This is a genomic window from Kineosporia sp. NBRC 101731 (assembly GCF_030269305.1).
Classification (GTDB): domain Bacteria; phylum Actinomycetota; class Actinomycetes; order Actinomycetales; family Kineosporiaceae; genus Kineosporia.
The window spans coordinates 81,471-96,792 of record NZ_BSTC01000015.1 but is presented as its reverse complement, the minus strand read 5'-3'; the positions used below and the strand labels follow the sequence as shown (position 1 = coordinate 96,792).

Genomic DNA, 15,322 nt, shown 5'->3' with positions numbered 1-15,322 from the left:
TGCGCCACCACCCCCCTACGGCCGGAACGTGGTGAGGTGCGGCTCCAATTCTGCCGCCGCGTCGGCGCCGTAGACAGAGGCGAAGCGCTCGACGAACGACGTGCGGGCCAGGTTGTACTCCTGGGGCCCGACCGTCTCCAGCACCAGGGTGGCCAGGGTGGCTCCGACCTGGGCGCTACGTTCGGGGGTGAGCTCCCAGGCGATGCCGGCCAGGAAACCGGCGCGGAACGCGTCGCCGATGCCCGTCGGGTCGGCCAGCCGGGTGGCCGGAACGATCGGTACGTGCACCGTCTCGGCGCCCTTGACCTCGATGAACACACCCTTCTCACCGTGTGTGGTGACGCGCATGCCCACCCGGTCGAGGATCTCGGAAGGAGTCCAGCCGGTCTTGGACTCGATCAGCCCGGCCTCGTAGTCGTTGCTGAAGAGGTAGGTGGCGCCCTCGACGTACTGCCGGATCAGGGGGCCGTCGGCCCAGGCGAGCTGCTGCGAGGGGTCCGCGGCGAACGGGATGCCCCGGCTGCGGCACTCCTCGGTGTGGCGCAGCATCGCCTCGGGGTCGTTCGGGCTGATCACGACCAGGTCGATGGGGAGGTCGGCACCGAGCGGGCCGAGCTCGATCTGGTTGGCCTCAGACATCGCCCCCGGGTAGAAGGAGGCGATCTGGGCCTGCTCGGAGTCGGTCGTGCAGACGAACCGCGCGGTGTGCTGCGTTTCCGAGATCCGCACCCCCGAGCAGTCCACATGGTGGCGCTCGAGCCACGAGCGGTAGTCGGCGAAGTCTTCACCGGCCGATCCGACCAGCAGCGGGCGCAGCCCGAGGTTGCCGAGGCCGAAGGCGATGTTGCAGCCCACGCCACCACGCCGGATCTGCAGATCACCGACGAGGAAGGAGAGGGACACCTTCTCCAGCTGCTCTTTCAGCAGGCTGTCGGCGAACCGACCGTCGAAGGTCATCAGGTGGTCGGTCGCGATGGACCCGGTAACTGCGATACGCACAAGTGGGAACCTTACTCGTGCAGATGCCCCGGAATCCCGGCTCGGGCCCACGGTGCGCCGCGCAAAAATGAAACCGGCCGCGCCCCAGGACGGGACACGGCCGGTTTCGTCGAACGATCAGTGGAAGCTGTCACCACATGCGCAGCTACCCGCAGCGTTCGGGTTGTCGATGGTGAAGCCCTGCTTCTCGATCGTGTCGGCGAAGTCGATGCTGGCACCCTCGAGGTAAGGGGCGCTCATCCGGTCGACAACGACACTGACACCGTCGAAGTCACGCACCAGGTCACCGTCGAGCGAACGCTCGTCGAAGTAGAGCTGATACACCAGACCGGAACAACCACCGGGCTGGACGGCGATGCGCAGGCGCAGGTCGTCGCGACCCTCCTGCTCCAGCAGGCTCTTCACCTTGCCGGCGGCGACATCGGTCAGCAGCACCCCGTGGGTCTTGGTCTCCGCGGAGGTCTGCTCGGTCTCGTTGACGGTCATAGGTAGATCTCCTGCTCGTCCGAACGGTCAGGTCGGCCAGTTCACTTGGGGTGTGCCCATGCCCGGCGGGCGTGAGCACCACGTCTGCACACCGATCAGCAGCGAGCTCTTCCGGGTAATTCCCGGTTCTCGCGGCGAATCTGCCGTCAGATTCACACTGAACGGCGGCGGCGTCACCATGTCCGTGCTATTCCAGCGTACGTCACCGGCGCGGCGACCAGGTGCGGGCCACCCGCTGGGCCCGGTCGGCCAGCCGCCCGGCCGGATCGGCGAGCGATGCCCGCACCTCGGCCGGGTTGCGGGCCACCGGATAGGCCGATTCGACCCCGGCCGTGAGCAGCTCGCGGCGGCCGACCTGGATCTGCCCGGCGACCGCGACCGTGGGCACCGCCTGCTCCTGCGCGAGCCGCGCGACGGCGGTGATCACCGTGCCCCGCAGCGACTCCCAGTCCAGGTTGCCCTCACCGGTGACGACCACCCCGGCTCCCTCGAGCCGGCCGGACAGGCCCACGGCGTCCGCCACCAGGACCGCCCCGATCTCCCGGGTGGCGCCGAGCAGGAACAGCCCGAACCCCAGACCACCACCCGCGCCCGCACCGGCCAGGGCGACGAGCTTCTGGGGCTGGGCGGTGGCGTCGACGGCGGCCCGGGCGAAGTCGGCGAGCGCCAGGTCGAGCTCCTGGGCCTGCTCCGGGGTGGCCCCCTTGGCGACCGCGTGCAGGGCGCTGACGCCCTTGAAGCCGAGCAGCACCACGTCGGAGTCGGTGGCCGCGACGAACTCGATACCGGCCAGGCGCTCGCGCAGGGGGTTGAGCACCTCCAGGTCCGGCGGGGTGATGCCGCGCAGCGCGGTGACGCCGCCGGCCAGCCGTTCGGCGAGCGCCCGGGCGCCGGGCAGGCCGAAGGCTCCGGCCAGGCCCGCGAGCATGCCCGCGCCGCCGTCGTTGGTGGCCACTCCCCCGACGCCGACGACGATCCGGGAGGCGCCGGCCTCGACCGCGGCGGCGATCAGGGTGCCCAGGCCGGTACTGGAGGCGGTGCCGGGGTCGCGCCTGTCGGACGGCACCAGGTCGAGCCCGCAGGCCTGGGCGGACTCGAGATATGCGGTGACCTGCCCGGTTTTCTCCGTTGTGACGAAAAGCACGGCGAGAGCGGGGAAACCGGCCGGACCGGTGACCTCGAGCGGGATCAGGCGGCCGTCGAGCCCGGCCGACAGGGCGTCGACGAAGCCCTGCCCGCCGTCGGACAAAGGACAAAGGTCCAGGTCATCGTCGGGTGCATGGCGCCGCCAGCCGACGGCGAGCGCCTCCGCCGCAGCCGGGGAGGTCAGGGTGCCGGAGAAGCTGTCCGGAGCGATTACCACACGCACGCGAAAATCATGTCATGGGATGATGACCGAATGACTACGAGGACCGATGGACCGGTCGCGACGCTCGCACCGGCGTCCCTGGATCAGGGCACTCCCTCGTTCGCCGAACCGGCTTCCACCCCCGCTGCTCTGCTTCTCCTGGGTCGTGCGCAAGACCTGGGCAGCGAGCGTGGCGTGGAGTGCCCCGGCGACCTGCCTGCCGCCTCCGACCCCGACCTGGTCGCCCGGGCCCGGGCCGCGCGCCAGGCCCTGGGCAGCAACGCCTTCGTACTCGGCCACCACTACCAGCGCGACGAGGTGATCGACTTCGCCGACGTCACCGGTGACTCGTTCAAGCTCGCCCGCGACGCCGCGAACCGGCCGGACGCCGAGTTCATCGTGTTCTGCGGTGTGCACTTCATGGCCGAGAGCGCAGACATCCTGACCGCCTCGCACCAGCAGGTCGTGCTGCCCGACCTGGCCGCGGGCTGCTCGATGGCCGACATGGCCGCCATCGCCCAGGTCGAGGAGTGCTGGGACACCCTGGTCGAGGCCGGCATCGCCGAGGACGTCATCCCGGTGACCTACATGAACTCCTCGGCCGCGATCAAGGCCTTCACCGGTCGTCACGGCGGCACGGTGTGCACGTCGTCGAACTCGCAGGTCGCGCTGACCTGGGCGTTCGGCCGCCGCCCGGAGGGCCGGGGCAAGGTCCTGTTCCTGCCCGACCAGCACCTGGGCCGCAACACGGCGGTCTCGCAGATGGGCTTCTCCCTGGACGACTGCGTGGTCTACGACCCGCACAAGCCGATGGGCGGCCTGACTCCCCAGCAGCTGAAGAACGCCCGGATGATCTTGTGGCGCGGGCACTGCTCGGTGCACGGCCGGTTCACTGCGGACAACGTCACCGCGGTGCGTGAGCGGGTGCCGGGCGTCAACGTGCTGGTGCACCCGGAGTGCCGGCACGATGTGGTCACGGCGGCCGACCAGGTCGGGTCGACGGAGTACATCATCCGCACGATCGAGGCGGCTCCCGCCGGCAGCTCGTGGGCCATCGGCACCGAACTGAACCTGGTGCGGCGCCTGGCCCGCACCCACCCCGAGCTGGAGATCACCTACCTCGACCGCACGGTGTGCTTCTGCTCGACGATGAACCGCATCGACCTGCCGCACCTGGTGTGGACCCTGGAGTCACTCGCGGCCGGGCGCAGCGTCAACCGCATCGTGGTCGACCCCGACGTCGCCCACTGGGCCCGTGTGGGTCTCGACCAGATGCTGGCCCTGCCGGGTATCTGAGACCGGCGTGCCGGCCGGGAAGGTCGGCATGATCACGGACGAACTCCTTCGCTCGCGATCATGCTGACCTTCCCCGCTGCCTACTTCTCCGCGAGCGCCGCGAGCAGCAGGGCCTCGGCCAGGCAGGCCCGCTCGAACTCGGCCAGGTGCAGCGACTCGTTGGCGCCGTGGGCCCGGGAGTCCGGGTCTTCCACCCCGGTCAGCAGCACCGTCGACTTCGGGTAGAGCTCCTTCAGATCGGCGATGAACGGGATCGAGCCGCCGATACCGATGCCGACCGGCGCCGTGCCCCAGGCCTTCTCCAGGGCCCAGCGAGCGGCGTCGTAGACCGGCCCCTCCAGGTCGGCCCGGAACGAGTGCCCCTGTTCCCCCTCGCTCACCTCGACCTGTGCGCCGAACGGGGCGTTGGCCTCGGCGTGCGCCCGGATCGCCGCCATCGCCGCGGCCGGCTCCTGCCCGGGGGCGATACGCACCGAGAACTTGACCGTTACGGCCGGGTTCAGCGTGTTCGACGCCTGTGCCACGGTCGGCGCGTCGATGCCGATGATGGTCATCGCCGGGCGGGTCCAGATCCGCGACGTCAGCGTGCCGGTGCCGATCAGCTCGACACCATCGAGAACTCCCGAGTCCGAGCGGAAGTCCGCCTCGGGGTAGTCCAGGGGCTCGCTCTCGCCCGACACCAGGCCCGCGACCGCGAGGGTGCCGTCCGCCGTCCAGAACGAGTCGAGCAGGCGCACGGTCGCCATCATGGCGTCGGGAACCGGGCCACCGTAGAGACCGGAGTGCACGGCGTGCTTGAGGGTGCGCACCGTGATCGTGCCGTCGACCAGGCCTCGCAGCGTGGTGGTCAGGCCGGGGACGCCGACCTTCCAGTTCGCCGAGTCGGCCACGACGATCACGTCGGCCTCGAGGCGCTCGCGGTACTCGTTGAGGAAGGCGGTGAAGGTCGGCGAGCCGATCTCCTCCTCGCCCTCGGAGAAGACGACCAGCCCGACGCCGAGCTCGTCGCCCAGCACGCGTAGGGCGGCGACGTGGGCCATGATCCCGGCCTTGTCGTCTGCGGCACCCCGGCCGTAGAGTCGGCCGTTGCGCTCGGTGGGTTCGAACGCCGGTGTCTCCCAGGCTTCTTCGTCACCGGGGGGCTGAACGTCGTGATGCGCGTACAGCATCACGGTGGGGGCACCCTCGGGACCGGGACGGCGGCCGACGACGGCCGGACGGCCACCTTCGGCGCGGAGGATCTCGACGTCGTCAATACCGGCACCCCGCAGTAGTTCAGCGACGGCGGCGGCGCTGTCCTCCAACGTGGACTGGTCGAACGCATCGGCAGACACGCTCCGGATCCGGACAAGTCGCTCCAGATCGGCCCGTACCGCGGGCATCAGCCCGGCCAGGCGCAGACGGAGGGACTCGACATCAGGGGAATACGGCTCGTGGCTCATCCCCCGAAACTATCCAGCAGCGACGGTGCGGCGCGAAACACCGTCGCTGCGTTGTGCGTGTGACCCACGTCCGGTCAGGACGTGAACCGGTGATGTGTCTTCATCCGGAAGCAGGTGGCAACCGGGATGACCCCGTTGAGCTACTGCTGAAACCACTGCCCGGACCAGGTCGGCCCGGGTGCCCTACTCAGCCCTGAAGCTGTGTTCAGCCCGGCTGTTCGGCCAGGTCACGCTCGCGGTGGCCGGCCGGCTGACAGAGCCGGTCGAGCATGCCCACGAGATCTTCGGTGAAGGCGGCCGCCGCGAGCGAGTCGGCCTGGTTGGTGACCTCCCGGGCCCCGGCCGCGATGACCGAGCCGATGACCAGCAGATGAGCCTGGTTCAGCGGTCGGCCGTCGGCCGACCTCAGGCCGGCTCCGCCGCGCTGCGCCCAGCCGGTGAAGCCGTTGCGCAGCACCTCGTCGAACCCGGGCGGACCATCGCCGGTGAGGAACAACCGGGCCAGATCCCGCTCGGCCCAGGCTCCCTGGAGGAACGCCCGGGAACCGGCGGCCATCAGGGCGACCGGGTCCCACTCGCCCTCCGCCATGGCCTCACGCACCGCGCCGTCGGCACGGGCGTCCTGCCTGGTCTGGAAACCGTCGTAGAGCGCGGTGTACAGATCGGCTTTACCACCGAAGTGGTGGTACATGCTGCCCACACTGGACCCGGCCCGCGACACCACCTCGGCAACGCTCGCATCGCTGTACCCCACGTCGGCGAACACCTGCCGAGCGGCGTGCAGCAACGCTGAGCGGGTGTCCTGGGCACGCCGCTGAATGACCGGCATCTCGACCCCCCATTGGCTGTTGTTGCTCGAATACGGACAGTGCACGACGCCTTGGATTCCAACGAGCCCGGGCACCGAGAGGTTCGGCCCCGGGAGCTGTCCCACGAATGCCCGTCGGGTGAGTGGGACGTGCCTCCCGTTGTGCAACGTCGTGTCGTGCGTGACTCGTGACGCCCGCGGCGAACCGGCCCGGTGACGTCGCGGTCCCTCCACGCGTCGTTCCGTTGCCACCCCGTTGCTGCCGGCCCGCATTCCTCGACCGGCCATTCCCCGCGTACGGCACCGTGCACCATCGCTGCCGACCCGCCCGGCGGGCTGCGGAAGCACGATGACCGCGGATCAACATTCCCACGTCCGGGGGGCCCTTGTCCGCTTCTTCGCACAGCCGGTTCCGGTCCGGTTCCTCTCCGTTGCCGAACCGGTGCCCCACCCGTCCCGCACTCACCGCGGGATCCGCCGGCGGACCGACCCCAAGATCTGTCCGGAAGATCTGTCCCGGCATCCGTCGCACGATCCGTCACAGCATCCGGAACCGGTTCGAGACCTTCCCCGGCCCAGGGCCGGGCCCAGCACGTACTCAGGGCAGTTACCCTGATGGCGTGTTCGGACGTGACAAGACCGCCGCTCCTGAGGAGCCCCAGGCCGATCAGGTGGTCAAGGCGGGGGGCAAAGGCCGCCCCACCCCCAGCCGCCGTGAGTCGGAGGCGCGCAACCGGCGTCCCCTGATCGGTACGCCGCCGGCCCCGAAGGGGGCCACCCGGGCCGAGCGCAAGGCTGCCCGGCAGGCGCGCTCCGCCGCCTCCCGCGAGGAGCGCTTCAAGGCCCGCGAGGCGATGAACCGCGGCGACGAGCGCTACATGCCGGCTCGGGACAAGGGCCCGGCCCGCCGTTACGTGCGCGACTACATCGACGCCCGCCGCAACATCGGCGAGTACTTCCTGCCGATCGCGCTGTTCTCCCTGGTGCTCGGCATGGTGAACGTGATCGCACTGCGGACGTTCGGGATCGTGTTGCTCTACGGCTTCGTGCTGATCGTGGCCATCGACTCATACCTGCTGCGCCGACGCATCCAGAAGCTCGTCGACACCAAGTTCGAGGGTCGTACCGGTGTCGGAGCGCCCGGGGCCGGCACCTACGGCATGATGCGCGCTCTGCAGTTCCGCCGGGGCCGCATGCCCAAGCCGATGGTCGCGCGGGGCGAGTTCCCCTCCTGAACCAGCTCTGACCAGTGCCGACGCATGTCTGTCGGGGGAGCGCAATAGGCTCCCCCGCATGGAGTATCGGTATCTCGGCCGCAGTGGCCTGAAAATCAGTGAGCTGACGTACGGCAACTGGATCACCCACGCGTCCCAGGTGGGCAACGACGTGGCCACCCAGTGCGTGCGGGCCGCGCTCGACGTCGGCATCACCTCGTTCGACACCGCGGACACGTACGCGAACACCGCCGCCGAGGTCGTCCTCGGCGACGCCCTGGCCTCCGAGCGCCGCGAGAGCCTGGAGATCTTCACCAAGGTCTACTGGCCGACCGGGCCGAAGGGCGCCAACGACGGTGGGCTCTCGCGCAAGCACATCATGGAGTCGATCAACGGCTCCCTGCGCCGGCTGAAGACCGACTACGTCGATCTGTACCAGGCACACCGCTTCGACGCCGAGACCCCGCTCGAAGAGACCATGCTGGCGTTCGCCGACGTGGTGCGGTCGGGCAAGGCGCTCTACATCGGTGTCAGCGAGTGGACCGCCGACCAGATCCGCGCGGGCCGCGTGCTCGCCGACGACCTGGGCATCCACCTGATCTCGAACCAGCCGGAGTACTCGATGCTCTGGCGGGTCATCGAGGACGAGGTGGTGCCCACCAGTCGTGACCTGGGCGTTTCGCAGATCGTCTTCTCACCGCTGGCCCAGGGCATCCTGACCGGCAAGTACCTCCCCGGCCAGGCCCCGCCCGCCGGGTCCCGCGCGACCGACACCAACGGTGGCGCCGACTTCATCTCCCGCTGGATGAAAGACGACGTGCTGCAGCGGGTTCAGGGCCTGGCCCCGATCGCCGCGGAGGCCGGCCTGTCGCTGGCGCAGCTCGGTGTGGCGTGGGTGCTGCAGAACCAGAACGTCGCCTCCGCCATCATCGGTGCCTCGCGGCCCGAGCAGGTGAAGGAGAACGTCAGCGCGGTCGGGGTGAAGCTCGACGCAGACCAGCTCTCCCGCATCGACGAGGTGCTCGGCGACATCGTCAATCGCGACGCCACCTGGACCAGCCGGCGCGCACCGAAGGGCCGGCCGCCGGTGCAGCCGCGCGTCTGAGAGTTCTCACCGGAGCCGGCCCGCGAACGGCCGGCTCCGGTGGCACTCAGGCCAGAGGGCGCAGGCTCATCGGGCCGTAGATCTTGTCATCGGCATTGAACAGGTTCACCTGCTCCACACCGGCGGCGAGCAGGTCGTGCCAGCTCTCGCCGACCCAGCTCTCCGCGTCGGCCTGATTCGGGAATCCGGTGCGGGGAAGTTCCGGGCCCGTCATGACCGAGCCGTCCGCTGCCTCGTACTGCCAGGTCCATGAATTCACGTGCCTACGGTACGTGTGAATCACTCCCCGGAGCCATCAGGTTCCGCACCTGTTCCTCCCGGTTTCCGGCGACCGCCGGTCCGGACCGTTCGGCGAAAGAGGCGACACATGCGGCTCACACTCACCGGAACCGGCCCGGCCGAGGGTTTCCCGGTGCCGGACTGCCCCTGCGCCGTGTGCGCGCGGGCCCGGCGCGACGGCGTCACGGCCGAACCGGCCCGCCTCGTCTCCTCCAGCGGGTGGGAGATATCGGTGGACGGTGTGGTCACGGTGACCGGTGCGCATCCCGCCGGCGGGATGATCGACACGGGTCTGGAAGAAGAAGACTTCCCGGCCGCAGTCCCCGCCGTGAACAGTCCGGACAGCCCGACCGGCTCCGGTCCGCAGCCGGTCGCCTCTCCCCGTCACCCCGTTCCCCGTCACCCGGTCAGCACCCTGCACGAACTCGAGCCCGGACGGGTCCTGACCCTCGACGGCGCCACACCCGGCACCCGCTTCGAGGCCCTGGGCGAGGGCGTCGTCCTGATCCGGGCGGCGGACCTGACCGTGGTCTGGGCGCCCCAGGCCGGCGCGATCGGCGACCTCACCATCGACGCGCTCGCAGCCCTGTCGACGGGTTCCCCGCCGACCCCTCCGCCGGCCGATGACCTACCTGCTGACCCGCGGCCGACGGGCCCGCTCTCATCCGACCCCCTGTCAGCAGCCGACCTTCTGCCAGCAGCCGACCTTCTGTCCGCCGACCCTCAGGCAACAGGGTCTCTGCCGACCGGCCCCCGGTCGGTGAACCGGCCACCGGACGCCCTGATCCTGGGTCCCGAACCGGAGTCCTCCGCCCCGTCCGGGGAGATGCCGTCGCTGGGCTGTGCCCGCACGATCGCCCGGTTGCGGGCCCGGGGCGTGATCGGCGAGCACACCCGCTGCCTGCTCGTCGGGTTCGGTCACCGGGAGACCCATCCGGCCCGGCTACAGGCCTGCCTTCCCGCCTGGGGGGCCGAACTGGCCGTCGCCGGAACCGCTCCCGGCCTCCCCCATCCGCAGAGCTCCCCGCTCCCGCGCCTCGGGCGCGTTCTGGTGCTCGGCGGGTCGGGGTCGGGCAAGTCCGCGTTCGCCGAGCAGCTCCTGTCCGCCGCCCCCGAGGTGGTCTACCTGGCCACCGGGCCGAAGCCCGTGAGATCCGGGGAGGAGACCCCCTCCACCGGCGACGGCTCGTCCCCCACCGAGCATCCCGAGGACGACGAGTGGGCCTCCCGGGTGCGCCGGCACCAGGAACGCCGCCCGGACTGGTGGAGCACGCTGGAGACCATCGACGTCGCCGGACCGCTGACCGGCGACGGCCGGGCGATCCTGCTGGACTCGGTGGGCACCTGGCTCAGCGGCGTCCTCGACCGCTGCGGCGCGTGGGACGACCGGCCGGGCTGGAAGGAACAGCTCGACGCCGAGACCGAGACCCTGCTCCGGGCCTGGCGCGAGCGGTCGGGGCCGCTGGTGGCCGTGTCCGACGAGGTGGGCTGGTCGATCGTGCCGTCGACGGAGTCGGGCCGGCTGTTCCGTGACCAGTTGGGGCGGCTCAACGGCAAGCTGGCCGAGGCCAGTGAAGACGTCCACGTCATCGTCGCCGGACGGTTGTTGCGAGCGGAGGCGTGACAGCCTTCCCTATCGGTGTGCCCCGTTCACCGGCCCCGTGCGGCAGCACGGCGCCGGGACCGTCATGATGGGCGCCGTGCAGGTGGATGAACTCAACCGGATCGCGGCCCTCGTCACCACGCCCGACGGATCGTCGGGCGGTATGCGGGCCCGCCCCCGCAACGGCGTGCCCTCGCCGGGCGGTGACCGGCTCGACGAACTGACCCGGTGGTGGGCCGAAGTGGTCGGCCGGCAGCTCCCCCAACGGGTCGAGCACTTCTGGCTGCCCCACACCGGCACCGCCGGGCCGGTGCGCTCGCAGGTCGTGCTGCACCGCTTCACCGCACCCCGCGAGGCACAAGATGCCATCGACTGGGGCCTGGCCACCGCCGACGACGCCGTGGACGACGGCACCGACCTGATCCTGCTCAGCATCCCCGCCCGTCCGGACGACACCGCCTGGCAGGTCGCGGCGGCGCAGGTGCTCGGGCTGGACGCGGTCGAGGCGATGGGCTGGCCCACCCCCGGCATGAGTGACCGCACCTGGATCGAGCGGGTCACCCGGATCCGTGACGGCCTGAAGGCCGTGCACGGCAACCGTAAAGACCCGCTGCGCCTGCTCCAGCTCCTGGAGCACCGGGAACTTCTGGCCGGCACCGGTCTGCTGCTGCAGGCCGCCGCCCGCCGCACCCCCGCGATCATCGACGGCCCGATCGCCACCACGTGCGCCCTGCTCGCCGCCCGCCTCGCCCCCGCCGCCCGCAGCTGGTGGCTGGCCGCCGACTCCGGCGGCGCCGTGCTGACCCGCAGGATGCTCGAGGAGCTGCGTCTCGTCGCCGTCACCGACCTCGGTCTGGACGACGGCGACGGCACCGGCGCCCGGCTCACCCTCCAGCTCCTCGAGACCGCGGTCCTGCGGGCGCAGGAGCGCAACGACGACATGGAGGACGACGCCCCCGCTTCCGACGTCGCCGAACCGGTCGCCGGGGCCGAGGAAGTGGGCGTGATCGAGGCCCTGCCCGCAGAAGCGACCCCGGTCACCGAAGAAGCCCTGGTCACCGGCAGAACGCAGGAGCCGGACGCCGCGGCGATCGACGGCGCGGACTTCGTGAGTGCCCTGCCCGACCCGGACTTCGACGGCGGGTCCGCCTTCGAGGCGATCCCCGGGCCGGACGAGCAGGACCCGCCGGGCACCGTGGCTCCGGGCACCGCGACGTCAGGCCTTGCGTCCTCCCCCGATCCGGCACGGGACGCCGCGCACTTCGACGCACCGGCCGATGGCGCCAGTCCTGTCTCCGGCGTCGAGCCGGACACCGAGGCCGGCACCCCGAATCCCCCCACGACCGCCACCACCCATTCCCCCAGCACCCCCGAAGCCCCCCGCGCAGTGAGCCACGAGACGTTGGCCGACGAGTCCGCTCTACCCCCAGGCCCGCATCCGGGCCAGGCATCCGGCGACGACCGCCCCACCGGTACCGGCGAGCGGCGCTGAGTGCCCACGTCGCGCGCTGAGACGGACTCTCCCGGGGGAGTCCTGGTCGATGCCCTCAGGCTCGCGTTCGGGACCCTGACGGCCTTCCCGGTCCCCCCACCGACCACCGTCGCCCCACCCGTACCGGGCCGGGCCATGGCGTTCGCCCCGCTCGCCGGGATCGTCCCGGGGCTGGCCGGCTGGCTGGTGGCGTTCGCCGCGATCCGGCTGGGCATCACCTCGCTGGTGGTGGCCGTGCTGGTGGTGGGAGTCTTCGCACTGAGCACGCGGGCGCTGCACCTGGACGGGCTGGCCGACACCGCCGACGGGTTCACCGCCAGCTACGACCGGGACAAGGCGCTGACCGTGATGCGACGGGGCGACAGCGGACCGGCCGGCGTGGTGATGGTCGTCATCGTGCTGATGCTGCAGGTCACCGCCCTGAACCAGGTCCTGGTGACCGCGAGCCTCACGGTGCCGGACAGCTGGCGCGGCGAGCTGGCGGCCACGTTCGCCGTGGTGACCGTGGCGATGACGGCCCGCGTCGCGATCCCGGTGATCTGCCGATCGGGTGTTCCCCCGGCCCGCCCGGAGGGTCTGGGAGCCATGGTCGCCGGGTCCGTGCCGAACCCGCTGCTGGTGGCCTGCCTGATCGTGACCGCCCTGGTCGCCGCCCTGTCCGGGTGGGCCGCCGGGCTGATCTGGTGGACCGGGCCGGTGGCCGTGGTGGCGACCGTCGTCGCAGCTCAGGTACTGGTGCGGCGATCGACGAGGCGTCTGGGCGGCATCACCGGCGACATCATCGGCGCGGGGGTCGAGATCGGCACGGCGGTGGCTGCGCTGGCCCTGATCGTGTCCACCCACGCGAGCTGAGACGCGTCCTCCATTCTGTGGAGTGATCGCCCCCACGCACGGCGGGCGCCCGGGCGACACCAGGTTCTGCGGTGCGACCGGGGACAGGCCTAGGATTCTCGACGGAAAGCCCGTTGACGTCGAAGGATTCTCGTTGCCCACGCTCAGTGTCACCGCCAAGGAAGCTGTCAGTCAGTCCGCCGATGCCCTCGTCATCGGGGTCGGCACCAACAAGGCCGGTGCAGTGCTCGCCGGGGCGCCGGCCTTCCCCGCACCGGTGCGCACAGCTCTGACCCAGGCGGTCAAGGCCGTGGGCGCCACCGGCGCCAAGGGCACGCTGCACCGCATCCCGCCCGTGGCCGGGGTGTCCGCCAAGTCGGTGGTCCTCGTCGGCCTCGGCGCACCCGCCGAGATCGACCACGAGACCCTGCGCCGCGCCGCCGGTGCCGCCACCCGCGAGCTCGCGGGCCTGGCCAAGGTCGTGTTCGGCCTGCCCACCACCACCGGTGAAGACGTCACGGCGGTCGCCGAGGGCGCCCTGTTCGGCGCCTACACGTACAACCGTTACCGCACCGGCGACTCGGTCAAGACGCCGGTCGGCACGATCGTCGTGTCCGCCCCGGCCGCCGCGAACACCGCCGCCCGGGCCGGTATCCGCCGCGCCAAGGTCCTCGCCGACGCCGTCCACGGCACCCGCGACCTGATCAACGCGGCGCCGATCGACCTGTTCCCGGCCCAGTTCGCCGACGATGCCCAGCGCGTGGTCAAGGACCTGCCGGTCACCGTCACCGTGCTCGATGAGAAGAAGCTGCTCAAGGGCGGTTACGGCGGCCTGATCGGGGTCGGCCAGGGCTCGTCGCGCCCGCCGCGCCTGGTGAAGCTCGAGTACAAGCCGACCGGGGCCACCACCCACGTCGCGCTCGTCGGCAAGGGCATCACGTTCGACTCCGGCGGCATCTCGATCAAGCCCGCCGCGAGCATGGACGACATGAAGAGCGACATGTCGGGTGCGGCCGCGGTGCTGCACGCGGTCGCCGCGATCGCCGAGCTCCGCCTGCCCGTGCACGTCACCGGCTGGCTCGCGCTCGCCGAGAACATGCCCTCCGGCACCGCCCAGCGTCCCTCCGACGTGATCACGATCCGCGGTGGCCGCACGGTGGAGGTGCTCAACACCGACGCCGAGGGCCGGCTCGTGCTCGCCGACGCGATCGTCGCCGCCGGCGAGACGAACCCCGACGTGATCGTCGACATCGCCACCCTCACCGGTGCGCAGCTCGTGGCGCTCGGCAGCCGCACGTCCGCGATCATGTCCAACGACGACGACCTGCGGAATCTGGTGCACACCGTGTCCGGAGAGGCCGGTGAGGCCTTCTGGCCGATGCCGTTGCCGCAGGAACTGCGCCCCAGCATGGACTCCCGGGTCGCCGACATCGCGAACATCGGCGAGCGGTTCGGCGGCATGATGGTCGCCGGGCTGTTCCTGAAGGAGTTCGTGCCGTCCACGGACGACGGCGCGCAGACCCCGTGGGCTCACCTGGACATCGCCGGCCCGGCGTACAACACGGGTTCCGCCTACGGCTACACGCCGGCCGGTGGCACCGGGCACGGCGTGCGCACGATGGTGGCGCTGTGCGAGTCGCTGGCGACCACGCCGCTGCACTGAGTCCTGCCGCCGTCCGATCATGACTGCAGGCCCGGCCGTTCTCGGCCGGGCCTGCAGTCTTACCTGAGGACGATCGGGTGGCCTATTGCGGCCAGGGCGGCAGTTCGGTGTCTTCCACCGGCTGCGGCTCGCCCCGCTTGGCGCGGGCGTTCCAGTCCCGCATGCGCTGCGGGTAACCCACCTGCTGAATGTCGTAGACCGGGATCATCAGACGCTCCGACAGCTCGCGCAGCACCCCGGGGTGCAGCACCCGGCGCCTCGTCCACTCCCCCGTCGACGCGATGAGCAGCACCGTCGGCGGGTTCATCGTGGTGGCGGGCTCGACGAACGCCTCCACCCCACGCCGGCTCCGGATGAACTCCTCGAGGTGCTCACGCACCCGGTTCACCTCGGCCCGCTGCTCGGCGCGGCTCTCCACCGGGGCCGCCTTACGTCGTGAAAACCAGCCCATGCGCCACCTCCCTCACCGGGCGCGAGTTTCTCACGCGACTCCTCATCTTTTCTCCCACCGTCAACGATGCGCCCCGCGGCGCCGTTCCCGATCGCCGGCCCACCGAACCGCTCAGCCACCTTCCGGCTGCCGCGTGATCATGGCGTGAATCCGGCGACCGACCCGTTCGGTACCGGGGTATTTGTGTCCCACGACTCATTGACGTGACGAATGACGCGGCCCGGGCACGGCGGATCCGACGTGACCACCCATCCCGGTGATGACAGGATGGCGGCAGGCTCACCGGCAACCAGGGCGCCGGTGGC

14 protein-coding genes are annotated in these 15,322 nt (G+C 71.0%); 7 read left to right on the top strand and 7 right to left on the bottom strand.

The window, feature by feature from the left end; all coding sequences use genetic code 11:
* Positions 1 to 15: 15 nt before the first annotated feature.
* The 3 genes from QSK05_RS30300 to QSK05_RS30290 form a co-directional block, all read right to left on the bottom strand.
* Positions 16 to 999, bottom strand: a complete 984-nt coding sequence (locus tag QSK05_RS30300) for a carbohydrate kinase family protein (RefSeq protein ID WP_285600797.1) — start codon at positions 997 to 999, stop codon at positions 16 to 18.
* A gap of 117 nt (positions 1,000 to 1,116) precedes the next feature.
* Entirely contained in the window at positions 1,117 to 1,485 is a 369-nt protein-coding gene (locus QSK05_RS30295) for a HesB/IscA family protein (RefSeq protein WP_285600796.1), read from the bottom strand.
* A gap of 202 nt (positions 1,486 to 1,687) precedes the next feature.
* Positions 1,688 to 2,854: a glycerate kinase family protein gene (locus tag QSK05_RS30290; protein ID WP_285600795.1), complete on the bottom strand. Its 1,167-nt coding sequence runs from the start codon at positions 2,852 to 2,854 to the stop codon at positions 1,688 to 1,690.
* Positions 2,855 to 2,884: 30 nt separating this feature from the next.
* Between QSK05_RS30290 and nadA the strand changes: the two genes are divergently transcribed.
* Positions 2,885 to 4,129 (top strand): quinolinate synthase NadA, encoded by a 1,245-nt coding sequence (nadA, locus tag QSK05_RS30285; protein WP_285600794.1) that lies wholly within the window; start codon positions 2,885 to 2,887, stop codon positions 4,127 to 4,129.
* Between the two features lie 80 nt (positions 4,130 to 4,209).
* On the opposite strand, the gene QSK05_RS30280 is transcribed toward nadA, so the two are convergent.
* Both QSK05_RS30280 and QSK05_RS30275 read right to left on the bottom strand, forming a co-directional pair.
* A complete protein-coding gene (locus tag QSK05_RS30280; RefSeq protein ID WP_285600793.1) occupies positions 4,210 to 5,571 on the bottom strand; it encodes a dipeptidase in 1,362 nt (453 codons plus the stop codon).
* Between the two features lie 205 nt (positions 5,572 to 5,776).
* Positions 5,777 to 6,400, bottom strand: a complete 624-nt coding sequence (locus tag QSK05_RS30275; protein ID WP_285600792.1) for a TetR/AcrR family transcriptional regulator — start codon at positions 6,398 to 6,400, stop codon at positions 5,777 to 5,779.
* 599 nt (positions 6,401 to 6,999) lie between these two features.
* Here QSK05_RS30275 and QSK05_RS30270 point away from each other — a divergent pair.
* Positions 7,000 to 7,614 (top strand): DUF3043 domain-containing protein, encoded by a 615-nt coding sequence (locus QSK05_RS30270; protein WP_285600791.1) that lies wholly within the window; start codon positions 7,000 to 7,002, stop codon positions 7,612 to 7,614.
* Between the two features lie 58 nt (positions 7,615 to 7,672).
* Positions 7,673 to 8,698: an aldo/keto reductase family protein gene (locus tag QSK05_RS30265; RefSeq protein ID WP_285600790.1), complete on the top strand. Its 1,026-nt coding sequence runs from the start codon at positions 7,673 to 7,675 to the stop codon at positions 8,696 to 8,698.
* Positions 8,699 to 8,744: 46 nt separating this feature from the next.
* Here the strand turns inward: QSK05_RS30265 and QSK05_RS30260 are convergent, their stop codons facing one another.
* Entirely contained in the window at positions 8,745 to 8,957 is a 213-nt protein-coding gene (locus QSK05_RS30260) for a hypothetical protein (protein WP_231484712.1), read from the bottom strand.
* Positions 8,958 to 9,065: 108 nt separating this feature from the next.
* On the opposite strand from QSK05_RS30260, the gene QSK05_RS30255 reads away from it, so the two are divergent.
* The 4 genes from QSK05_RS30255 to QSK05_RS30240 all read left to right on the top strand — a co-directional run bounded on the left by QSK05_RS30255 (position 9,066) and on the right by QSK05_RS30240 (position 14,566).
* Positions 9,066 to 10,601 (top strand): bifunctional adenosylcobinamide kinase/adenosylcobinamide-phosphate guanylyltransferase, encoded by a 1,536-nt coding sequence (locus QSK05_RS30255; protein WP_285600789.1) that lies wholly within the window; start codon positions 9,066 to 9,068, stop codon positions 10,599 to 10,601.
* A gap of 76 nt (positions 10,602 to 10,677) precedes the next feature.
* Positions 10,678 to 12,072: a nicotinate-nucleotide--dimethylbenzimidazole phosphoribosyltransferase gene (locus tag QSK05_RS30250; RefSeq protein ID WP_285600788.1), complete on the top strand. Its 1,395-nt coding sequence runs from the start codon at positions 10,678 to 10,680 to the stop codon at positions 12,070 to 12,072.
* Positions 12,073 to 12,924: an adenosylcobinamide-GDP ribazoletransferase gene (locus QSK05_RS30245; protein ID WP_285600787.1), complete on the top strand. Its 852-nt coding sequence runs from the start codon at positions 12,073 to 12,075 to the stop codon at positions 12,922 to 12,924.
* 133 nt (positions 12,925 to 13,057) lie between these two features.
* Positions 13,058 to 14,566: a leucyl aminopeptidase gene (locus QSK05_RS30240; RefSeq protein ID WP_285600786.1), complete on the top strand. Its 1,509-nt coding sequence runs from the start codon at positions 13,058 to 13,060 to the stop codon at positions 14,564 to 14,566.
* Positions 14,567 to 14,648: 82 nt separating this feature from the next.
* Here QSK05_RS30240 and QSK05_RS30235 read toward each other — a convergent pair whose 3' ends face one another.
* The gene (locus tag QSK05_RS30235) at positions 14,649 to 15,017 is read right to left on the bottom strand and encodes a hypothetical protein (RefSeq protein ID WP_285600785.1); all 369 of its coding nucleotides are present in this window, start codon (positions 15,015 to 15,017) and stop codon (positions 14,649 to 14,651) included.
* Between the last annotated feature and the right edge of the window lie 305 nt (positions 15,018 to 15,322).

Bases quoted from the DNA above. Each gene is read 5' to 3' on its own strand.
- QSK05_RS30280 (WP_285600793.1), bottom strand. From the start codon at position 5,571: ATGAGCCACGAGCCGTATTCCCCTGATGTCGAGTCCCTCCGTCTGCGC.
- QSK05_RS30255 (WP_285600789.1), top strand. From the start codon at position 9,066: ATGCGGCTCACACTCACCGGAACCGGCCCGGCCGAGGGTTTCCCGGTG.
- QSK05_RS30265 (WP_285600790.1), top strand. From the start codon at position 7,673: ATGGAGTATCGGTATCTCGGCCGCAGTGGCCTGAAAATCAGTGAGCTG.
- QSK05_RS30295 (WP_285600796.1), bottom strand. From the start codon at position 1,485: ATGACCGTCAACGAGACCGAGCAGACCTCCGCGGAGACCAAGACCCAC.
- QSK05_RS30235 (WP_285600785.1), bottom strand. From the start codon at position 15,017: ATGGGCTGGTTTTCACGACGTAAGGCGGCCCCGGTGGAGAGCCGCGCC.
- QSK05_RS30275 (WP_285600792.1), bottom strand. From the start codon at position 6,400: ATGCCGGTCATTCAGCGGCGTGCCCAGGACACCCGCTCAGCGTTGCTG.
- nadA (WP_285600794.1), top strand. From the start codon at position 2,885: ATGACTACGAGGACCGATGGACCGGTCGCGACGCTCGCACCGGCGTCC.